21 protein-coding genes are annotated in these 21917 nt (G+C 56.7%); 15 read left to right on the forward strand and 6 right to left on the reverse strand.

The window, feature by feature from the left end:
- The first annotated feature begins 163 nt into the window (after positions 1-163).
- The 9 genes from G7W63_RS06820 (at position 164) to G7W63_RS06860 (ending at position 10309) form a co-directional block, all read left to right on the forward strand.
- Positions 164-658, forward strand: coding sequence for a CinA family protein (locus G7W63_RS06820; RefSeq protein ID WP_166255174.1), 495 nt, complete (start codon positions 164-166; stop codon positions 656-658).
- A gap of 139 nt (positions 659-797) precedes the next feature.
- The gene (recA, locus tag G7W63_RS06825; protein WP_166255226.1) at positions 798-1850 is read left to right on the forward strand and encodes a recombinase RecA; all 1053 of its coding nucleotides are present in this window, start codon (positions 798-800) and stop codon (positions 1848-1850) included.
- Between the two features lie 215 nt (positions 1851-2065).
- Entirely contained in the window at positions 2066-2536 is a 471-nt protein-coding gene (locus tag G7W63_RS06830; RefSeq protein WP_166255177.1) for a flavodoxin family protein, read from the forward strand.
- 226 nt (positions 2537-2762) lie between these two features.
- Positions 2763-3500: a PRC-barrel domain-containing protein gene (locus G7W63_RS06835; protein ID WP_207308916.1), complete on the forward strand. Its 738-nt coding sequence runs from the start codon at positions 2763-2765 to the stop codon at positions 3498-3500.
- A 118-nt stretch (positions 3501-3618) separates the two neighbouring features.
- Positions 3619-4344 carry a PRC-barrel domain-containing protein gene (locus G7W63_RS06840; protein WP_207308917.1) on the forward strand — a complete coding sequence of 242 codons (726 nt, stop codon included), beginning with the start codon at positions 3619-3621 and terminating at the stop codon, positions 4342-4344.
- A 299-nt stretch (positions 4345-4643) separates the two neighbouring features.
- Positions 4644-5054 carry a hypothetical protein gene (locus G7W63_RS06845; RefSeq protein WP_166255179.1) on the forward strand — a complete coding sequence of 137 codons (411 nt, stop codon included), beginning with the start codon at positions 4644-4646 and terminating at the stop codon, positions 5052-5054.
- A gap of 194 nt (positions 5055-5248) precedes the next feature.
- A complete protein-coding gene (locus tag G7W63_RS06850) occupies positions 5249-6757 on the forward strand; it encodes an efflux RND transporter periplasmic adaptor subunit (protein ID WP_166255182.1) in 1509 nt (502 codons plus the stop codon).
- Positions 6758-6773: 16 nt separating this feature from the next.
- Positions 6774-7115, forward strand: a complete 342-nt coding sequence (locus tag G7W63_RS06855) for a copper-binding protein (protein ID WP_166255185.1) — start codon at positions 6774-6776, stop codon at positions 7113-7115.
- 59 nt (positions 7116-7174) lie between these two features.
- Positions 7175-10309, forward strand: coding sequence for an efflux RND transporter permease subunit (locus G7W63_RS06860; RefSeq protein ID WP_166255188.1), 3135 nt, complete (start codon positions 7175-7177; stop codon positions 10307-10309).
- A 116-nt stretch (positions 10310-10425) separates the two neighbouring features.
- Here the strand turns inward: G7W63_RS06860 and G7W63_RS06865 are convergent, their stop codons facing one another.
- The 3 genes from G7W63_RS06865 to G7W63_RS06875 form a co-directional block, all read right to left on the reverse strand.
- The gene (locus G7W63_RS06865) at positions 10426-10683 is read right to left on the reverse strand and encodes a zf-HC2 domain-containing protein (RefSeq protein ID WP_166255191.1); all 258 of its coding nucleotides are present in this window, start codon (positions 10681-10683) and stop codon (positions 10426-10428) included.
- Positions 10677-11297, reverse strand: a complete 621-nt coding sequence (locus G7W63_RS06870) for an RNA polymerase sigma factor (RefSeq protein ID WP_166255194.1) — start codon at positions 11295-11297, stop codon at positions 10677-10679. The genes G7W63_RS06865 and G7W63_RS06870 overlap by 7 nt, the downstream gene beginning before the upstream one ends.
- A gap of 122 nt (positions 11298-11419) precedes the next feature.
- Entirely contained in the window at positions 11420-12019 is a 600-nt protein-coding gene (locus G7W63_RS06875; RefSeq protein ID WP_166255197.1) for a TetR/AcrR family transcriptional regulator, read from the reverse strand.
- A gap of 190 nt (positions 12020-12209) precedes the next feature.
- On the opposite strand from G7W63_RS06875, the gene G7W63_RS06880 reads away from it, so the two are divergent.
- Positions 12210-12764: a carboxymuconolactone decarboxylase family protein gene (locus G7W63_RS06880; protein WP_166255199.1), complete on the forward strand. Its 555-nt coding sequence runs from the start codon at positions 12210-12212 to the stop codon at positions 12762-12764.
- A gap of 79 nt (positions 12765-12843) precedes the next feature.
- On the opposite strand, the gene G7W63_RS06885 is transcribed toward G7W63_RS06880, so the two are convergent.
- Together G7W63_RS06885 and G7W63_RS06890 are read right to left on the reverse strand one after the other, a co-directional pair.
- Entirely contained in the window at positions 12844-13218 is a 375-nt protein-coding gene (locus G7W63_RS06885; RefSeq protein WP_166255202.1) for a PilZ domain-containing protein, read from the reverse strand.
- 181 nt (positions 13219-13399) lie between these two features.
- Positions 13400-13681 carry a hypothetical protein gene (locus G7W63_RS06890; RefSeq protein WP_166255205.1) on the reverse strand — a complete coding sequence of 94 codons (282 nt, stop codon included), beginning with the start codon at positions 13679-13681 and terminating at the stop codon, positions 13400-13402.
- A 217-nt stretch (positions 13682-13898) separates the two neighbouring features.
- Between G7W63_RS06890 and G7W63_RS06895 the strand changes: the two genes are divergently transcribed.
- From G7W63_RS06895 to G7W63_RS06910, 4 genes are read left to right on the forward strand one after another with little or no spacing between them, the layout of a single operon-like run.
- Positions 13899-16307: a Lon protease family protein gene (locus tag G7W63_RS06895; RefSeq protein ID WP_166255208.1), complete on the forward strand. Its 2409-nt coding sequence runs from the start codon at positions 13899-13901 to the stop codon at positions 16305-16307.
- A gap of 36 nt (positions 16308-16343) precedes the next feature.
- Positions 16344-17195: a M23 family metallopeptidase gene (locus G7W63_RS06900; RefSeq protein WP_166255211.1), complete on the forward strand. Its 852-nt coding sequence runs from the start codon at positions 16344-16346 to the stop codon at positions 17193-17195.
- Between the two features lie 47 nt (positions 17196-17242).
- Positions 17243-17869, forward strand: a complete 627-nt coding sequence (gene fixJ / locus G7W63_RS06905; protein WP_166255214.1) for a response regulator FixJ — start codon at positions 17243-17245, stop codon at positions 17867-17869.
- Positions 17870-17913: 44 nt separating this feature from the next.
- Entirely contained in the window at positions 17914-19470 is a 1557-nt protein-coding gene (locus G7W63_RS06910) for an ATP-binding response regulator (RefSeq protein ID WP_166255217.1), read from the forward strand.
- Positions 19471-19489: 19 nt separating this feature from the next.
- Here G7W63_RS06910 and G7W63_RS06915 read toward each other — a convergent pair whose 3' ends face one another.
- Entirely contained in the window at positions 19490-20353 is an 864-nt protein-coding gene (locus G7W63_RS06915) for a MaoC family dehydratase (protein ID WP_166255235.1), read from the reverse strand.
- A 343-nt stretch (positions 20354-20696) separates the two neighbouring features.
- Here G7W63_RS06915 and G7W63_RS06920 point away from each other — a divergent pair, with 343 nt between their 5' ends.
- Positions 20697-21728, forward strand: coding sequence for an AraC family transcriptional regulator (locus G7W63_RS06920; protein ID WP_166255220.1), 1032 nt, complete (start codon positions 20697-20699; stop codon positions 21726-21728).
- Positions 21729-21917 lie beyond the last annotated feature (189 nt).

A 21917-nucleotide genomic window follows, 5' to 3' on the forward strand; every position in this document is an offset into this window, starting at 1 on the left:
TGAAAGCTGAACTTGGAAGACTGGGGCAAGATTGTAAGAGAATCCTGCTGCCGAGCAAAATTAAAGCCGCTACTACCCCGGCGGGGCTCTACAGTATGTTATTGACGAGCCCCGGGACAGGTAGCAGCATTACCTGGGAACGTGGATGCCACAAGGAGCGCTTATGAGCACCAATGAGGATCTGGCCGAGGCAGGGGAGAACCTCTCGGCAGTGTTGCAGAGTCAGGGGCAGATGATTATTACCGCCGAGAGCTGCACCGGTGGCTGGATTGCCAAGGCACTGACCGATAAGGCCGGGTCTTCCGCCTACGTTCATGGCGGTCTGGTAACCTACAGCAACGACATGAAAAAAGCCCTGCTGGGCGTTTCCCAACAGTCCCTGGATGAGCAGGGAGCGGTAAGCGAGCCAGTGGTGCGGGAGATGGTGGCTGGCGCCCTGAAGGCGACGGGTGCATCCATCGCGGTGGCGGTCAGCGGCATTGCCGGGCCTGCCGGTGGTACCAGGGAAAAGCCGGTGGGTACGGTATGGTTCGCCTGGGGCAGAACGCCGGATGACACCAAGGCGGTGCGGCAGGTCTTTTCAGGGGACCGTGATGCAGTCCGGCGCCAGGCTGTGCTGTTCGCCCTGGAAGGCGTGAGGCGCTTTCTGTTGGATTAGTGAAACAGGGGTTGGTCTGGCTGCCGGGTTATGTTTTAATACTGGTCAAATATACAGTTAATTGCCTGTACGTGCCCTGGCATAGCAGGCGAGGATGACGCCATCGACCGGTGGCACAGGCAAAGAGGGTTTGGTAGCGATGGCAGCAACAGAAGACAATCGTAAAAAGGCACTGGGTGCAGCACTGAGCCAGATAGAGCGACAGTTCGGCAAAGGCGCGGTCATGAAAATGGGCGATCAGCCCCGGGAAGCGCTTCCCGCCGTGTCGACCGGCTCCCTTGGGTTGGATGTGGCGCTGGGTATCGGTGGTCTGCCTTACGGTCGTATCTGTGAAATCTATGGTCCAGAGAGTTCGGGTAAAACCACTCTGACCCTGCAGGTTATTGCCGAAGCCCAGAAACAGGGTAAAACCTGTGCCTTCATCGACGCCGAGCACGCTCTTGACCCCCAGTACGCAGAAAAGCTGGGCGTTAATGTGGATGATCTTCTGGTGTCCCAGCCTGACACCGGTGAACAGGCGCTGGAAATTGCCGACATGCTGGTCAGGTCCAACGCGGTGGACGTCATTATCGTTGACTCGGTGGCGGCCCTGACGCCAAAGGCTGAAATTGAAGGCGAAATGGGCGACTCCCACGTCGGTCTGCAGGCCCGTCTTATGTCTCAGGCCTTGCGCAAACTCACCGGTAACGTCAAGCACGCCAACTGCCTGATGATCTTCATCAACCAGATCCGTATGAAGATCGGTGTCATGTTCGGCTCCCCCGAGACTACCACCGGCGGTAACGCGCTCAAGTTCTACTGTTCGGTTCGCCTGGATATCCGGCGTATCGGCGCAGTAAAAGACGGTGATGAAGTGGTGGGTAACGAAACCCGCGTCAAGGTGGTCAAGAACAAGGTGGCGCCGCCGTTCAAGCAGGCTGAATTCCAGATCATGTACGGTAAAGGCATTTACCACATGGCAGAAGTTGTCGACATGGGTGTGAAGGAAGGTTTTGTGGACAAGGCCGGAGCCTGGTACGCCTACAACGGCGACAAGATCGGCCAGGGCAAAGCCAACGCCTGTAAGTTCCTGGAGGAGAACCTCGATATGGCCAATGAAATCGAGGCCAAGATCCGCGAGAAACTGATGCCCAAGCCGGTCAAGAAAGAAGCCGTGGAAGAGCCGGTGGAAGCCAACGGTGAGTTGATCTGATCGCTTGCTGAAGATCAGCTCGGAAGACGAGGCAGAAGAATAGACAATTACTGAAAAACAGAAGCTTTCGACAAGGTAGCTTTTGAGTGAAAAGCCGGTCCATTGAACTGCCCTCATTTAGGGGTGATTGAACAGGCCGGCTTTTTTCGTTCTGGTGCCTGACCAGTTAAAGTGGAAGTTGGAAGATCCAACTCCCGGGACACGAGGCCTGACTTATGGCACCCAAGAAACAGTTACTGATTGTGGCCCACGCACCGTCACCCAATACTCTCAGGCTTAGGGAGGCGGTAGAGCGCGGAGCAAACCACGAAGACGTTGAAAACGTGGAGGTTCGGGTTCTGCCGCCTCTGGAAGCTGGCCCCGACGACGTGCTTAAATGCGACGCTCTCATACTGGGAACCACCGAAAACCTGGGGTATATGAGCGGAGCACTTAAGGATTTCTTTGACCGGACCTACTACCCATGCCTGGAAGAGACCCAGGGCCTGCCATTTACCTTCTATATCCGGGCGGGCCACGACGGCACGGGCACCCACCGGGCCATTGATTCCATTACCGGTGGCCTGAGATGGCGCCAGGTCCAGGAGCCGCTTATCTGCAAGGGACCGTTTGAGGAGGAGTTCATCACTCAGTGTGAGGAGCTTGGGCTGTCCATGGCGGCGAGTATGGATGCGGGAATCATATAGTAGGGACTGAGCCCCGGGGGACGCTGGCGACGTGGTGGGCCCGCCAATTAGGCCTTTGGCATGACACCGGCTTTTCCTGTAGAAGGCCTCCGCACTGAATCTCTAGCTCTTCTATATAGCTGTTTTCTAAGAAAAACTATCGTATTCCTTGTCATGTTGACGGCGCACTTAGGGGTTCGTAGCGTATAAGTGTAGTTATGAATAAATGGAAAACGGAGGATCCAGCATGACTTTGAAACCAGGTGTGACAGTTCTTGCTCTAGCGATGGCATCGGTGTCTTTTGGTGCCAGCGCAACTGAAAACAAGGACATCATCAAAATCAGCGATTGGAACTACGAAAAGTTGTATGAAGCGGGTGGCGTGAGGGCAGAGAGCCTTATGGACGCAGAGGTATTCGGCTCTGAAGGTGAAGAAATCGGTAGCGTCGAAAATTTAATCATCGGCAAAGACAACAGGATTGTTGCAGTTATCGCCCAGGTCGGGGGGTTGTGGGATATAGGAGATACCCACGTTGCCGTTCCCTGGGATGAAGTCGAGCTGACTGAAGATGGGGTAAAAGTCCCGATCACCGAAGATAACGCAGATGATTACGGCATATATGCGAACGACTTTGTCACCAAGGAAAACCTGAAGCAGACCACCCCGGTCGACGATGACCTGGCGACAGGCGATCGAACATGGAAAGCCACAGACCTCCTCAATGACTATGCGACCCTGGACGGCGCAATCGGCTACGGCTATGTCGACAATATTATCTTCTCTGAAGATGGAAAGATTGAGGCTGTGGTCGTGGAGTCCACCAGTAACTACGGTGGCGGCACCTACGCCTACCCGTTCTATGGCTCTGACTATGGCTGGAACCCTGGCTATGATGCCTACGAGTTGCCGTATTCAGAAGATGAAGTGGATGAGCTCGAAGAGTTCGATTATGACGATTTCGACGATTCCTGGTATTGGGGCTAACACCACCTTTGCAACTCAGGGGAGGAGCCCCGGTCGGGGCTCCTCCCGCCTTTGACTCAGTTTGTTAGTCCGTGCTTACACCAAAGTTGTAAAACCAATGGAACATGGAGGATCCAACATGACTTTGAAACCCTGTATGACAGCGCTTGCCATGGCCATCGCTTCTGCGTCGTTTGGTCTTCAGGCGCAAGAAAATAATGGCATCATAGAAATTAGCGATTGGGAGTATGAATCTCTGTACGAGGCCGGTGGTATCCAGGCGGAAAGCCTTATGGATGCGGAAGTATTCGGGCCGGGCGGCGAAGAGATTGGCAGCGTTGAAAATGTCATTCTCAGCTCAGATAACAGGATCGTCGCCATTATCGCCCAGGTTGGCGGGTTGTGGGACATAGGAGACACCCACGTTTCCGTTCCCTGGGATGAGATCAAGCTGAGCGGTGATGGTGTCATGATACCGGTCACCGAAGACAATGCGGATGACTACGGTCTGTTTGAGAACGATTACGTTACCAAGGAGAATCTTCAGCAGATCACACAGGTAGACGACGACGTAGCAACCGGTTTTCGCACGTGGAAACTGACCGACCTTCTTGATGACTACGCCACATTGGATGGGGCTATCGGTTACGGCTACGTTGACAACGTCATCTTTTCGGAAGACGGGGAGATCAAGGCGGTGGTGATAGAGTCAACCAACAACTACGGCGGCGGCACCTACGCCTACCCGTTCTATGGCTCTGACTTTGGCTGGAACCCTGGTTATGATGCCTATGAGCTGCCGTATTCGGAAGACGAAGTCGATGAACTCGAAGAATTTAATTATGACGATTTCGACGATTCCTAGAATTGGGGCTAACCGGGGAGCGTAGCCTTTAGGAAGCCCAAGGAGTAGCCCCAGCGGGGCTGCTCCTGACCTTTGCGCTCGGTTTCCGCGTTAGCCTATTCTCACAGACGCAGCCTTTGTTGCCTCTTGGAGCCTGCTGTGACAGCGCTGAATCGTCTTGTGATTCGTCGATAGCGGAATAGACCAGTTATTGATCTGCCTCAGTTTTATGGCGATTTTTTCTTGACCCTTGAGCTACTCCAAGGTTTATCCTAGGGCGTGCTGAACATTTCAGGCCCAGAACTTCCGGAGTACAGGTATTGAAAAACCGGGTAAACCGCCGCTTGATTGGATTGCTGATTACCATTTTTCTGGTGGTCCAGCCGATCTTTGCCTTTGCCCAAGTCATGCCTGACAACACCCAAGTCATGCCTGACAACCCGATGTCTCCTGTGGCCGCCAAAGAAGCCTCCAACAGTCATGCCCATGCAATGCATTCCGCGACTGCCGTCGATATGGAGGAGGGTATGGCCTGTGGGGGCATGGCACAGCAGGACTGTTCCATCGCAAGTTCAGGTGCCTGTTCAGGCCTGTTCTCCGCCCTTGTTTCGCAAGATCTGTTGGCTTCGTTCCGCCTGACATCAGATCAGGTACCTTCGGTTGGTCATCACCGCTACATCAGCGTAGTCCTCGACTCGCTCACTCCCCCGCCGGATTCCTTAGCTGTCTGAACCGTTTTAGATCCATTGGCCCGGTTGAGCCTGCGCCCAATGGCCATGACAGTTTATGCCAGGGAATCCCACATGCAGTTTTACATCGTCGTGATTGCATCAGCGTGCCCACTGGTTTTACCGAAGCCTGATCTTGATCCTGGTTTGCGCCAGCTCTGAAGACCGGTCTTTCTTGAATCTTTTGGAGACAACCGATGCGTATTGCCGTTTTGGCGGTCGTTACAGCTATTGCTTTTGTGGCCGGCTGGTTTGGAAGCCAGCACCTTGCGCCAATGGATCACGGGGACATGGCGGGCTCATCAGAACCGCAATCCGGTGAAAAAGAACCTCTGTACTGGGTGGCGCCCATGGACCCTGATTACCAGCGGGACAAGCCCGGCAAATCACCCATGGGCATGGACCTTGTGCCAGTGTATGAAACCAGTGATTCGGGTTCGGATGACGGCGGGGTTCGCATCAGTCCCAGTGTCAGGGCAAATCTGGGGGTAACAACCGATACAGTCACCCTCGGACCGGTTACCGCGTCGGTCCCCACGGTTGGTTATGTCCGCAACAATGAAGACAAGCTGGCCCACGTCCATAGCCGAATCCCTGGCTGGATCGAGGTGCTGCATGTGAAGTCCGTGGGCGACTCCGTAAAGCAGGGCGAACCGCTGTTTGAAATCTACTCCCCTGAGCTGATCAATGCCCAGCACGAATACCTGCTCTCCCAGCGCATGGCCTCGGGTGCTTCGGCGGGCGCTTCCGGCAAGCTCCGCTCCTTCGGATTTACCGAAAATCAGATTGAGGCCCTGAAAAAACGTGGCACGGCCCAGGAAAGAGTCACGGTGTTTGCGCCTGCCTCCGGTTATGTTTCGACCCTGAATGCGCGCACGGGTATGTACGTCAGGCCGGACGTTGAAATCATGGCGATTGCCAGCAGCCAAGAGGTCTGGGTGGTGGCGGAATTCTTCGAACGCCAGGCTGGCCTGGTGAAGACCGGCCAGAGCGTGACCTTCACGACGCCTGCTCAGCCAGGTGAACAATGGCAGGGCACTATCGACTACGTCTATCCGGAGCTTGATGCCAGCACACGTACGCTGCAGGCGCGTATTCGCGTGCCCAATGGTTACGGCAAACTAAAGCCTAACATGTTCGTGGAGCTCGTCATGGACGCGCCCCTGGGAGAGGACCTACTGACTATCCCGCGGCCAGCGCTTATTCAGACCCCTGACCATCAGCATGTGCTGGTGGCGGAAGGTGACGGCTATTTCAGGCCGGTTCTGGTAAAGACCGGTCGGGAAACCGGCGACCGGGTCGTCGTTCTTGAGGGGCTTGAGGAGGGTCAGGAAGTCGTGACCTCGGCCCAGTTCCTGATCGATTCAGAGTCCAATATTGATGCAGCTCTGAAACGTCTGGAGCCGAGAGAGCCCGGAGCGACCGGTGACCAGGACGCGGATAGGGATCGGCCCCTGGTGACCACTACCGGAGAAATCACCGAGCTAGATCCCGACGCCAGCCAGGTCACCCTACGACATGAACCCATTCCGGAACTCGGCTGGCCGGCGATGACCATGGCATTTGAACTGTCCGATCAGATCGAGATTAATGAACTGGAGCTCGGCCAGGGGATAAGGTTCAGTTTTCGCGAAACCGATCTCGGTTACCGGGTGGAAGAAGTAGCACCCCTGAATAAACCGAAACCCGCGCCTGAGGCGCAATAACACTGGAGATAAACCAATGAAAATCAGACACGTTTTTTTGACAACCGCACTCGGCCTGAGCCTGATGTCTGGCCTCGGGTTTGCCCAGGGCACCGCCTCATCAGCGGCGGAGCCGGCCAAGGAGCAAAGCGAGGCCAGCATACAAAGCACTGGTACGGTCGTAGCCACAGACCCCGCGAAAAACAAGGTGACCCTCGATCACGAGCCGATTCCGGAGCTGGGTTGGCCGCGCATGAAGATGCCGTTTTCAGTGGCACCGGAGGTAGACCTGGAGTCCTTTTCCAAGGGCGACAAGGTGGTATTCAGCCTGAGTCCAGCCGAAGGTGGCCATAAGATCACCCGGATCGCCAAAGAGTAAGTGTCAGCCGGGGGTCACTGAACCGGTGGCCCACCGTTTAGCCCAAACGGATTTTAATTATGATCAATGCTGTTATTCAGTGGTCAGTCCATAATCGGATCTTTGTTCTTCTTGCCACCATCATCCTTACGGGTTGGGGGTTATATTCCCTCAAGGAAACGCCGGTTGATGCGATTCCTGACCTGTCGGATGTGCAGGTGATTATCAAGACGAATTACCCGGGTCAGGCGCCACAAGTGGTTGAGGACCAGGTGACCTATCCACTGACGACAGCCATGTTATCGGTTCCCGGAGCCAAGACGGTCCGGGGCTACTCTTTTTTTGGCGACTCGTTTGTCTACGTCATTTTCGACGACGACACCGACCTCTACTGGGCCCGGTCCCGGGTGCTTGAGTACCTGAGCCAGGTGTCCGGTCAACTGCCTGCAAACGCCACACCGGAGCTTGGCCCGGACGCCACCGGGGTAGGCTGGGTGTTTGCCTACGCCCTGGTAGACCGGACTGGTCAGAATGACCTGGCAGACCTGAGAGCAATACAGGACTGGTTCCTCAAATTTGAATTACAGACGGTCCCTGGGGTTTCCGAGGTGGCCAGCGTGGGAGGCATGGTCAAGCAGTACCAGGTTGTCGTTGACCCGAACCGACTCAGGGCCCATGACATCACCCTGCAGCGCATCCATGCGGCTATCAACCAGGGCAACCAGGAGTCGGGGGCTTCGGTGATCGAGATGGCCGAGGCAGAATACATGGTGAGGGTGACCGGCTATCTGCAAAATGAAGAGGATCTTCGCAAGATACCCCTGGGCGTCAGTGCCGAAGGCAAACCACTGCTATTGGAGGATGTGGCCGATATCCAGTTGGGCCCTCAGATGCGCCGTGGTATTGCGGAGCTGAACGGGGAAGGGGAGGTGGCCGGCGGTATTGTCGTCATGCGTTTCGGGGAGAACGCCCTTACAACCATTGAAGGTGTCAAACAGCGTCTGGAGGAAATCAAGGCCAGCCTGCCGGCCGGGGTCGAGGTCATCCCTACTTACGATCGCTCAAACCTGATCAATAATGCGGTGGACAACCTGTACAGCAAACTTCTGCAGGAGTTCTTCGTTGTTATCCTGATCTGTGCGGCATTTCTATTTCACCTGCGCTCCTCTTTGGTGGTGATCGTCAGTTTGCCGGTCGGGATACTGGTTTCCTTCATCGTGATGCACTACCAGGGGATTAACGCCAACATCATGTCCCTGGGGGGCATAGCCATCGCCATTGGCGCCATGGTGGATGGTGCGATCGTGATGGTGGAAAACCTTCACAAGCACATGGAACGCACGCCGCTGACTTCGGAGAACCGCTGGGCCGTTGTTGCCAGGGCAGCCGGGGAGGTAGGGGCACCACTGTTCTTCTCCCTGATGATCATTACCGTGAGCTTCCTGCCGGTCTTCACCCTGGAAGCCCAGGAAGGCAAGCTCTTCGCACCGCTTGCCTTTACCAAAACTTATGCCATGGCCGCTGCGGCCGGGTTGGCGATCACCCTGGTACCGGTTCTGATGGGCTATTTTGTCCGTGGCAAGGTTCTTCCTGAACACAAGAATCCGGTGAACCGGCTGCTGATCGCGCTCTATGCACCGGTTATTGGCTGGGCTCTTCGCAAGCCCATACTGATGCTGAGCCTCGGACTGGTGGTGCTAGTGATCGGGTTCTGGCCGGCCAACAAGCTGGGAAGCGAGTTCATGCCGCCGCTGGACGAAGGGGATCTGATGTACATGCCGACCACGTATCCCGGGATATCGATTGGCAAGGCACGGCAGATCCTCCAGCAAACCGACAAGCTGATCGCCAGCATACCCGAGGTGGAAACCGTTTTTGGCAAGATCGGCCGCGCCGACACGGCTACTGATCCGGCACCGCTGACCATGATCGAAACCTTCATCCAGTTCAAACCCAGGGACCAGTGGCGCGAGGGGATGACTCCTGAAAAACTGAGGGCGGAACTGGACAGTGCCGTGCAGTTGCCCGGCCTTAGCAATGCCTGGGTCATGCCGATCAAGACCCGCACCGACATGCTGTCCACAGGTATAAAGACACCGGTGGGGATCAAGGTCGCCGGCCCGGAACTCAAGGTGATTGAACAGATCGGGCAGGACATCGAGCAACTGCTGGAAGACCTTCCGGGGACGGCGTCTGTATTCTCCGAGCGGGTGGCCGGGGGACGTTATATCAAGGTGGATATCCAGCGGGAGGCCGCCGCCCGGTTCGGGCTCAATATTGCCGACATCCAGGCGGTGGTCAGCACGGCCATTGGCGGGGTAAACGTTGCCTCAACAGTGGAAGGGCTGGAGCGATACCCCATTAATCTGCGCTATCCGCAAGGCTACCGGGATTCTGTTGAGCAGATACGGCTGCTTCCGGTGGTGACGCCGGGCGGCCAACGCATTGCCCTTGCGGATGTGGCGGATATCCAAATCGACAGTGGGCCCCCGATGATCAAGTCGGAAAACGCCCGCCTTAATGGCTGGACCCTGGTGGATATCGAAGGCCGGGACCTGGGAGGCTGGGTCGAAGAGGCCCAGGGCGTCCTTGGGGATTCACTGACGCTGCCGGCGGGCTACTCACTGGCCTGGTCTGGCCAATACGAATATATGGAACGCGCCAAAGAGCGGCTCATTCTGGTGGTGCCCCTGACCCTGGCCATCATCATCATCCTGCTGTACTTGAACTTCCGCAACCTGACTGAGGTCGCCATCATTCTGGGCACCTTGCCCTTCGGAATGATCGGCGGCCTCTGGCTGATGTACCTGCTGGGCTTCAATCTTTCCATTGCCGTAGTGGTCGGGTTTATCGCACTGGCCGGTGTGGCGGTCGAGATTGGTGTTTTGATGCTGGTTTATCTGAATCAGTCCCTGGCTCAGGCTATTGAAAGCGTCGACCATCAGTTTGCCAGGCTCGAACTGGCTAAATTGCAGGAAGCTATTGCCCGGGGCGCGTCCCAAAGGGTAAGGCCGATCATGATGACAGTGGCGTCCATTGTGGTGGGGCTGGTACCCATCATGCTCGGTGGGGGGACCGGGTCCGAGGTCATGCAACGGATCGCAGGCCCCATGATCGGTGGCATGATTACCACCCTTGTGCTCACGCTGTTGCTGATTCCGGTTATCTTTTTCCTGTGGCAGCGTCGCCGTCTCAACAAGGCTCAGAGGGACTGATTGGCATAGTCCGCCAGTGCCTGTACCTTATCGGCGGCAACTAAGGTCCCCGGGCACGGGCTCATGATCCCCTTCGAGTCCGGGCTTGGTATCGAAAGGCAAGGGTTAAGAACCGGTCAGGAATCGGGCCTGGCCGCCCTGCGGTTTCTCAGCTCCGCCTCAATGTCGTGGTGGATTCGCTCCAGCAATTCATCATTGATGTTACTAATGGACTGGGCGTTCAGAAGCTCGATGCTGGCACGCAGGTTGCCAATAAAAGTCCGGCAGTGGCCGCACATCAGCAAGTGCATTTTAACCGACAGGTGTGATGTGGTGCTTAGCTCACCATCGATATAATCGCTTGCTATCCGGGCCAGATCCCGACACATCAACATTCACCTGTCTCCTGAAAGTTTTCCACCATAAGGAAGATCTTCTGCCTCGCTCTGTGTAAAAGCACTCGTAGGTTAGAGGGGCTGACATCAAGAATGTTACACAAATCTTCCGATTTATGCTGGTGGGCTTCGTAGAGTATCAGGGCAGAACGTTGGGTCTCTGGCAGGGCGCTCAGATGTTTATCGAGACAGTCGCCAAGGGCGTCGTTTTCCATCAGGGCTTCGGCAGATTCGTCGATTCGGAGCTTGGGGGGCACCGACCAGCGACCGTTCGGCCGAAAGCGCTCGGCAAGTTCGGGTTCAAGGCTGTCCGAGAAGTCGGTGCTGACCTCGCGTTTCGAGCGACGCAGACTGTTCTTGGCCCGGTTGGCCACGATTCTGTGGAGCCAGGTTTTAAGCCCGGAGCGGCCTTCGAACTTATGGATTGCGTCTATAACCGTAACCCAGCAGTCCTGAACAACCTCCTCGGCACTTGAGTTGTCCAGGTAAAAACGGGCCACGGCAAGCATGCCTGATGAGTAGAGCCGGACAGCCTGGCGATACTCGGATTCGCTGCCTGCCTTAAGGCCTGCGATCAGCGTGGCTTCATCGACGGAGGCTGGAACGGATGTCATAGGATGTCTGCATTATTAATGAGTGGTCACTCAAAAATAGTAGACCCTTGCCGCCCGTAGATCCACCCCAGGGCATGATATCCATTGTATTTAGTGAAGGTATTTGCGTTGCTCAAAGCCGACTACGTCCGGTACTGGTCCAGCAAGCCGGCCATGTCATCCCCGAGCTGCAGGACGCTGCGGGCAGATGTGTCCCGCTGGGCAAACGATCTCAGACCCATGATCTGTGCCTGCAGGAGTCGCGCAAGCCTGGCGCAGTCAACTTCAGGCTTCAGTTCACCATGAGCCTTGGCCTGCTCCAGGGCTTCGGCCAGGCCGTGTTCGATACTTGCCAGCAGAGCGTTCACCTGCCTGGCAATAGGCTCGTTGACATTACTGACTTCAAGCAGTGTTTTGACGATCATGCAGGCCCGGGAGGGGGCAGGGCAGCCGGGGACACAGGCGCTGGCGATATCCCTCAGATACTGCTGCAGGCCTGGAATTATAAATTCATAATCGGCCAAATGACCAACCAGATGCTGGCTTCCCTTTTCTGCATAGGTATTGAGGGCCTCACTGAATAAGCCATCTTTGCTGCCAAATGCCGCATAAATACTGCCCGGCCGCATATCCAGCGCGTGCTCGATCTGTTTGATGGAAGAGGCGTGATAACCCTTTTCCCAGAACAGAACTACCGCCTTTTCCAGTGCAGCCTGCCTATCGTAGCGTGCAACTCTAGCCATATATCAGGACATCTCGTAACGGCGCATTGGGGGCCTCCGGACCTTGGTCCGACCGGGGCTTAAAACCTGGTTCATTACTCGAATTATATATTGAATGAACACTCAATAACAGTTAGCGTGGCTGTTGTTGAGTGACCGCTCAAATATACCCTGTCGGGTGGTGTACCCGTCTCACAACGAGGATTTCTCGATGACTGACTTTACGCTTCATGACCTGCAATCAGCCCCAGCCCAATCCAAACCCCTGCTCGAGGGTTCGGTAAAGGCCTTTGGGATGATCCCTGGTTTGCATGCAGTTATGGCTGAGGCTCCCGGCGTGCTTGAGGGTTACAAGAAACTTCACGAGCTGGTGCTCGGCAGCAGTTTTGATAACGATGAAAAAACCGTTGTATGGCAGACCATCAATGTTGAGCATGCCTGCCACTACTGCGTACCTGCGCATACCGGCATCGCCAAGATGATGGAAGTAAGGGATGAAATTACCGATGCCCTGCGTAACGAGTCTGCGCTACCCAGCGACAAGCTCGAGGCCCTGCGAACCTTTACCCTGGCGGTTGTTCGCAAGCGTGGTGAAGTCGGCCAGGAAGATCTCAAGGCCTTTGCCGACGCCGGTTATGGCCAGCGGCAGGTGCTCGAGGTGATTCTGGTGGTGTCCCAGAAGGTTATGAGTAACTACATCAATTACATCGCCCAAACACCGGTGGATGAGCCTTTCCGGAAGTTTGAATGGCACAGCGCCACCTGAACGGCAAAAGTCCACCTGGACGGAACATCGTTCTGCCTGAACGGACCGTGGTTCTGAGAGTGCAGCTTTACCGACCGGCTCAGCCTGCGAGCCGGTTATAAAAGCCTTCTATGCGGGACAGAGCATTGTCGATTGCCCGTGAGTAGGCTTTTTTCTCATGGGCATAGCTGAATTCGATTCCTACCCGGTACCCTGCCTGGTATTTGTGCACGCCGACCACCCGAGCGGCAATGCGGGATTCGGAAATGTATTTACCGGAAAAGTCGAGAAAGAGGCGAGTGCCCGGCTCAAGAGGCCGTGGCGAAATCACCGCCATGCCGTAGCGGTTGAGGTCCAGGCAATTCACGGTTACGGGCAGTTTCTCCCGGCCCAGGAACCCCCGCTCACGCAGGCATACCTTCAGGCATTGCGCTTCGTATCGGTCTTTGATTCTGCGATCGTCGTCAGTTGTCATGGTCCGGCATCCGAGCGTCGAAGTTTATTGTTGTACTGATCACATGGGTGTGCTGCCCAAATAGATCAGGATCTGACAGTTTAGTAAGGGGACATTTGTCTGAGAAATTACCGTGCCAATAACTGGGACGCACGTCTCATTCTGTCATCCGGCAGTTCCCTCTACTTTTACCCGACAGACGCTAAACCCGCGTGCTGATCAGGCTGCCCCGCCGGTCTTCCAGGGCCGCCGGCTTTGCCGTGCGATGGTCCAGGAGAATCGGGCTCCGGCGTGAACGCCGCTTGCGGCGATCCTCGCCATCAAACGCCATCTGTTTCCGGCGCCGGTCAGGTTGCCTCCGGCGTTCACGAAGGCGCTCCCGGGGCGGAGCCTTGACCGTATCGACCCGGGGTGTCCGCTGGCTGTCGCTGTGCCTGGGGTCCATCTCGGTCAGCGGTACGGGTGTCGTGCGTACTATGTCCATCGGTGTCCACTGATCCCTGTTGTGGCTAATGGGTAACGGGTTCAAATAAATTATCGGCGCTTTCGTACAAAACTTGAACTGTATAGAAAATAAACATTACAGACTCGGTACACCGAAACTTCGGGACGAAAGGCGACACAAGGTGTGTCAGGTTCTACAATGGCCAACTTAAACCCAGTTCAAATTCTACACAGCCACTTCGTTACAGGACCGCATCTTGAAGTCATTGCCCCTGCACCAGCTTTACAAAGCCTGCGTACTCAAGGAATTTCCGTTCAAAACCACCCGTCAACTGGAGCCCCTGGCTGAAATTGTCGGCCAGAACCGTGCCCAGGAAGCGGTCCGGTTTGCCCTGGCGATGCCCCATGGGGGCTATAACGTCTATGCGGTGGGACGCAACGGCCTGGGCAAGCGGACCATGATGTTGCGCTACCTTGAGCACCATGCCGATACTGAGCACAAGAGCCACGACTGGTGCTATGTCGCGAACTTCGAAGAGCCACGGTCGCCCCGTGTCCTGAGGCTGCCCTCCGGCCGGGGCCAGGCCCTCAAGCAGGACATGGACCGCCTCATGTCCCGGCTTATGAAAGTCATACCCCAGACCTTCGACAGCGACAGCTTTCTTGAACGTGCCGACCAGCTCAAGAATGAGTACAGCAAAAAGCAGGAAGACGAGCTGGAAAAAGTGGCCGAACAGGCCAAACGCAAGAAAGTTAGCCTGACCATCACCACTCCCGGCGGCTATCGCCTGGTGGCCATGCAGGGCAGCGAGCCCCATACCGTGGAGTCGTTCGAGAAGCTGACCGAAGAACAGCGGGCCAAGTTCGAGGATTCCATCAACAAGCTGGAGAAGAAACTCCGTGGCGCGCTGCGCAAACTGGCTGAGTGGGAGCAGGAATACGTTGACAAACAGCAGGCGCTCAACGAGGAAACTCTTGAGGGTATTGCCGGACCGCAGTTTGACGAGCTGATTGAAAGGTACACGGACCAGCCGGAGGTGGTTGCCTACCTGAAAGCGGTACGCAACGATCTGGCCGACAGCCTGGACATCTTCCTGGAAGACAACGAGGAGCAGGCTGCCATTGCCTACGCTTCCCTCGACCGGAAACTGCCCCGCCGCTATCAGATCAATCTGCTGGTGCACCACAAAGGGCCGGATGTGCCCATGGTGGTGGAAGACAACCCTACCTACCACAACCTGTTCGGCTATGTGGAAAATGTCACCTTCAAGGGCACTGTGTTTACCGATTTTTCCCTGATCCGCCCGGGCAGCCTGCACAAGGCCAACGGCGGTTACCTGTTGATGGACGCCATCAAGGTGCTAGAGCAGCCTTTTGTCTGGGACGGCCTGAAGCGGGCGCTTCGCTCCCGTTCCCTGCAGATCAATTCCCTCGAGCGGGAGCTGACCCTGTCGGGGACCATCTCGCTGGAACCGGAAGAAATCCCCCTTGACGTCAAGATCGTGCTGTTTGGTGATCGTGAGACCTGGATGCTGCTGCAGGAGTACGACCCCGAGTTTGCGGAACTGTTCCGGGTAACGGCGGATTTCGAGAACGAGATGAGGCGAACGCCCGAGAGCCAGCTCCTGTACGCCAAGTTTATAGCGAGCTTGGTGATCGAAAAGAAACTGCTGCACTGCGACCAGAAAGCCGTCGCCCGCGTGATTGAACACAGCGCCCGTATGGCAGAGCACCAGGATCGGCTGTCCCTGCACGCGGCCGATATTGCCAACCTGCTGCGCGAGTCCGATTACTGGGCCCGCCAGGCCAACGCTAACCTGATCCGGGCAAGCCATGTGGAGCAGGCCCTGGCCAGTGCCCGTTACCGTAGCAGCCGCATTCGGGACCAGTTCTACGACTCCATTACTGAAGGCACAACACTGGTGACCACCAGCGGCCATCGAGTCGGCCAGGTCAACGCGCTTTCCGTGCTGTCCACCGGGGGCTTTGAGTTTGGCCTGTCCAACCGGATTACTGCCAACTGCTACTATGGTGATGGTGATGTGATCGATATCGAGCGGGACGTGAAGCTGGGGGGCAATATACACTCCAAGGGCGTGATGATACTCACCTCCTGGCTGGCGTCACACTTTGCAGCCAGCGAGCCGATGTACCTGTCCGCCAGTCTCACGTTTGAACAGAACTACGGTGAAGTGGACGGGGACAGCGCCTCACTGGCTGAGCTTTGTGCGCTGGTGTCAGCCCTGTCAGGACTGCCGGTGCGTCAGGACCTGGCGATAACCGGCTCCATCAACCAGTTTGGCGAAGTCCAGCCTATTGGCGGTGCCAACGAGAAAATAGAAGGCTTTTTCCAGACCTGCAGGCTGACCGAAGTGACGGGCACCCAAGGTGTCATCCTTCCCCATATCAATGTCCAGAACCTGATGCTGGAGAGCGACGTGATTGATGCCGTACGCAAGGGTACCTTTACGGTCTACAGCGTCAGCCATGCGGAAGAGGCGATTACGCTTCTGCTGGGGCGCCCGGCAGGTAAGGCGGACGACAAAGGCCGCTACCCCAAGCAAAGCGTGTTTGGCATGATCCAGCAGAGACTGGAAGTGCTTCGGGAGCAGGAGCGCCAGGAGCACCATGGTCATGACAAAAACAAGGATCCATCGATTCATTGATGGACGCAAAGGCAAAGTAGAGGAGTGACGGGCTGGATGAAGGGATCGGTTTTTACAATCGGGCTGATGGCTCTGCTGGCCTGTTTCCAGGCCCAGGCTGACACCTTGACACTGGACGGTCCCTTGTCCCAGGGCTCGCTGGTGCGTGGCCAGGCGGCCGCCGGTAGCGAGGTCAGGCTCAATGACGAGCCGGTGCGCACCACTGAGGATGGCCGCTTTGTTATCGGCTTTGGTCGCACCGCCGAGCTGAGCCAGCGACTGGTGATCATAACGCCCGAGGGCCAGCGCGAAATCAGGGAGCTTCAGCTTCAGGAACGGGACTACGATGTCCAGCGTATCGAAGGTGTGCCAGCCCGAACCGTCACGCCTTCGGAGGAGAGCCTCGAACGTATCAGGCGCGAAGCGGACCAGGTAAGACTGGTGCGTTCGGAGGATTCGGACCTTACGGGATTTCTGGGCGAGTTTGTCTGGCCTGCCGAAGGGCGTATCAGTGGCGTCTATGGTTCCCAGAGGGTCTACAACGGCGAGCCCCGCTCTCCCCATTTCGGGATCGATATTGCCGCTCCCCGGGGCGCCCCGGTGATTGCTCCGGCGGATGGCATGATAACTCTGGCGGCTCCGGATTTGTTCTATTCCGGCGGAACACTCATTATTGACCACGGTCATGGGGTAAGTTCCACTTTTCTGCATTTGTCGGAGTTTGAGGTTAGTCTTGGGGCAGAGGTCAGGCAGGGCGACCTTATTGCCCGGGTCGGAAGTTCGGGCCGGTCCACGGGCCCGCATCTGGACTGGCGGGTGAACTGGTTCGACGTCAGGGTGGATCCCACCCTTATTGCACCGGGGCAGAAAGGCGGCCATACGCCAGTCCTTGCGTTTCCGGTGAAATAGTCAGCCTGGCCGGGCAATAACAACACGAAGAGAATGGAGAACATCAGATGAGTGACATTCAGCAGACCGTCTATGTAGTGGAAGACGATGAGGCAGTCAGGGATTCTCTGGAACTGTTGCTCAAGTCGGCCGGCAAGGAGGTGCGGACCTATCGCACCGCCAATGCCTTTCTCAACGACTACTCCGACAAAATGGCTGGCTGTATTGTCCTGGATATTCGGATGCCCGGTATGGACGGCCTGGAGCTGCAGAAAAAACTGAATGAGCGCCACTCCATTCTGCCCATCATCTTTGTGACCGGCCACGGCGATGTGCCCATGGCGGTGGACGCCATGAAAGAGGGTGCCATCGACTTCATCCAGAAGCCCTACCGGGAAGGGGCCCTGCTGGAGAAAATAGAGAATGCACTGGAACTGGACCGGGAACAGCGCAAGACCCTGGGTGAGAAGCAGGAGATAGTCCGGCGTATCAAAACCCTCACGCCCCGGGAAAGCGAAATCATGGGGCGCATGATCGCCGGCCAAGCCAATAAGGTCATAGCCATCGAGCTAGACATCAGCCAGCGCACGGTTGAGATCCATCGTTCAAGGGTCATGCATAAAATGGGCACCCACTCCCTGGCACACCTGGTCAGAATGGTGCTGTCAGTAAAGGACCGTATCGACTTAGGCTGAATAGGCCGCCAAGATACGGGCACTCCCTGAATTGGCCCGACCTTATGACTGAACCCGTCACCGCCACATCGGAAGCCACGGTGCTTCTGGTTGATGACAACCCCCAGAACCTTAAAGTCTTGTACGAAACCCTCAAGGACCGGGGTTACCGGCTACTGATTGCCAATGATGGCGAAAAAGCCCTGACCCTTGCCCAGCGTCATCAGCCGGAGGTTATCCTGCTCGATATCATGATGCCGGATATGGATGGCTACGAGGTGTGTCGACGTCTGAAGTCAGCTCCCCTGACTGCGGATAGCGCTGTAGTATTTCTGTCAGCGCTCGATGATGTGGATTCCAAGGTTAAGGGGTTTGCCCTTGGGGGTGCAGACTTCATTGCCAAGCCGTTTCAGGCTCAGGAGGTTATCGCCCGGGTCTGGACCCATGCCCAGGTCATCCTGCTGGAAAGGGAGCTGCAGGCCCGCAACCGCCAGCTGGAAAATGACCAGAGTCGTATCCTCAACGCCATAAGCGAGGGGATTTACGGTCTTGATCCCCGGGGTAATGTGCTCTTTGCCAACCCCGCCGCCGCCATCATTACCGGCTGCTCCAACGATGAGCTGATCGGACAGAATTTCTACGACCTGCATTTCAATACCCGTCCGCCCGAGGGTGATCAGCCCATGATCGATACCGTGCCCGTCCAGGCCACTTGCACCCAGGGTATTGCTGAGCATCAGAGGGATGTGCCGATGAGGCGCCGGGACGGCTCGGTATTTCCGGCCGAATATCGGGCCACGCCCAAACTTGAAAACGATCAGCTGATCGGGGCAGTGGTGGTGTTCCGGGACATCACCGCTGAACTTGCCAGTGAGCAAGCTCTGGAAGAGGCAAGGCAGACCGTTCAGGAGCAGCGGGACCAGTTGGCCCATGCGTCCCGCATGTCCACCATGGGGGAAATGGCGGCCGGCTTTGCCCATGAAGTCAATCAGCCGCTGACCGCTATCACCAACTACGCCCGGGTGGCCCTGCGTATGATGGCGGACGATCCTCTCGACCGTACCCTCATCCAGCAGACCCTGGCCAAGATTGAAGCCCAGTCCCACCGAGCCAGCGAAGTCATCCGGCGTATCCGGCGCTTTGTCAAAAAACCGGTCGCCGGCAAGGAAGTGCTTTCCATAGCCGGCCTGCTTGAGGAAACCCGTCAGTTTGCGGAAGTGGACGCCCGACACAACGACGGTGATGTTGAGATCCATGTGGAGGATGACGTGCCCGACGTTCTGGCGGACCCGGTGCAGGTGCAACAGGTAGCCCTGAACCTCATCCGCAACGCGCTGGAATCCACCCGCAGTGCGGGTCGGGACACACCCGTCCGGGTCCGGGCCGAGCTTACCAGCCCTGAATGCGTGCTGATAAGTGTGACGGACGAAGGCGAGGGCCTGCCGGAGGGTGCGGAGGAACGGTTGTTTTTGCCTTTCTATACCACCAAGGCTGAGGGCATGGGGATTGGCCTGGTACTGTGCCGCTCCCTTATTCAGGCCCAGGGCGGTGATATCGGCTTTGAGCGCCCGCCTGAAGGCGGCGCCAGGTTCTACTTCACCTTGCCCGTTGCGACAACCTAGACGGCACCACCAGGCTCCGTTACTGCCAGCGAACGAAGCCGGTTAGGTGGGGCGCGTCGCCTTTACTGTTCAGCAGCTGGTAGTCCCAGTACTTGCCATTCTCTTTCCAGTTCAGCAAGCCTGTTCCCGGCAGAAAGAAGGGCTTCTTGAAATCACAGCCGATGGTGACCGCACCTGACCGCCAGTCTTCCTGCTGGCTCAGCAGCGCCAGGCAGCGTGCCTTGCTCCACATGCCGTGGGCGATGGCCCGGGGAAATCCGAACGCACGGGCGGTGAGGGCATGCATGTGAATGGGGTTCATGTCGCCTGATAGCCGGCCATATTGGCGCCCTATGGACCCAGGCGCTTTCACTTCGATGGTGTTGGGCCATTGCTCCAGCGACGGCCTGCCGGTTTTCTTCTTCTGCGCGCTTCCGCTGCGACGGTGCAGGGTGGTGCTGGCTTCCTGCCAGACGAGCTTACCGCCGGCCCGGGCTTCGGCGATCAGGTCAAACTCCAGGCCACGATCAGTCTCGGCTTCGTTGCCGAGCCTCACTGTGAGATTCAGGCGTTCACCCACGCCGATGGGGCGGTATTGGGTGATCTCGTTACGCAGGTGTACGAGCCCAAGCAGAGGCAATAGGAAGGCCGGATTGGTCAGCAGCTTCAGGTGCAGGGGAAAGGCCAAAATATGTGGCCATGTCACCGGCACCGACGTTCTGGCCGCGAAACCACATAATTTACTGTAGCGATACAGGTCAGGTGTGTCTGTCTGCATGCCTATGATCTCCGCCTCAAGCTGCGGGATTCTGCCTGCATCAACAGAGCCTGTTCGCCGTTTGGGCAGAAGGGCACGGCCATACAGGGACAGCAGTCCGGGGCCCTGGTCCTGGTAGGTCATCATCTTTTGCACGTTATAACATCTCCCTGCTTGAGAAGATTCCGATTCACTCTACTATAAGTCATAAAGGGCCAGAGTTTTGAGGTCTCTGCTTCTGAAAAACAAACCCAACCGGCGAATGACGCAGCTTCTGGAGTAAAAGCCTTCGCTGACCGGCTCAGCCGGCCTGATGGTTTAATCTGGTACACGTGTGCGTTTCAGGTTGGGTCTGGGCTACCATTATCTCTTGATGAACTGGCAGTGTGGCAAACTCGACACAGGGCGGCATTGACCGGCCCTTCGTCCGGGTGTGTCGAAGGAGCCAACCGAAGGGACTCCTCAACTAAAATTATAACAGTGGGGCATTATGCAAGAACTTCGCGATGCGGGCGTGATGTTGCGCCTGATCTATCAGGCCATGAAGACCAAGGGCATAGATACCGATGCCATCTTCGACCGTCTGGGGGTCAACGAACAGTATGTATTTACGGATCAGCTCCGGACACCCCACAACGCCCAACTCTATTTCTGGCAGGCGACGGAAGAGGTTTCTGGGGATCGGGATATTGGTCTGCACCTGGGCCAGGTGTTGCCGGTCTATAAAGGTCAGGTCCTGGAATACCTTTTCCTGAGCAGCCCCACCTTCGGTGAGGGCCTGCGCCGGGCACAGAACTATCAACGGCTCCTGAGCGACGCCGCCAATACCGATTTCCTTGTTGAAGGCGATGAGGCCTGCATGGTTCTGGATGCGGCTTCCGATGAAGTCAGCCGCCTGCGGCATTTCAACGAATGCTTTGTGCAGGGCCTGATGATTTTCTTCCGATCAATAACCGAAGGCCAGTTTCGCTGCTCACGGATCGAGTTTGAGCATCAGCGCGACCACGGCCAGGAACACGTCAAAGAGGTGCTCGGCTGTGACGTGGTCTTTGGTGCCCCGGAAAACCGGATGTATTTCCCGGTCAGTCTGTTGGCTCATCCATCGCCCCATGCTGAGCCCGAACTGCTGGATCTGCACGAGCGGTTTGCCAGTGAGCAGATCGCGCGGTTGGAGAAGAAAGACATTGTCGGTCTGGTTGAGCGCATTGTTGCGGAGTTGCTCGACAGCGGCGAAGTGACTCTTGATGGTGTCGCCGAACGTCTCGGCATCAAGGCCCGCACCCTGAGAACCCGTCTTACCGAGGCGGAAACCAGCTTCAACCAGGTGCTGGCGGATTTCCGCTACCGTCTCGCCAGGCAGTTACTGGCTACAACCGACGAATCCATTGATGAGATTGTCTATCTGACCGGTTTTTCCGAGCCCAGTACGTTCTACCGTGCCTTTAAACGCTGGTCGGGCATGACACCCATCGAATACCGCAAGACCGCCCAGGGCAAAGACGCCATGGTTGGTGCCATGTAAGGCGGGGTCACCTGGCCGATTATTTTCCGGAAACTTTTGAAAAATCGTTGACATGCAGGGCGCCCTCTTTATAATGCGCCCTCGTTGTCACCAAGCAGTTCGCACCATAACTGCTCGATAACACAGCGCGGAGCGGTAGTTCAGTTGGTTAGAATACCGGCCTGTCACGCCGGGGGTCGCGGGTTCGAG

This window comes from Marinobacter salicampi, assembly GCF_011074795.1.
GTDB classification, from domain to species: domain Bacteria; phylum Pseudomonadota; class Gammaproteobacteria; order Pseudomonadales; family Oleiphilaceae; genus Marinobacter; species Marinobacter salicampi.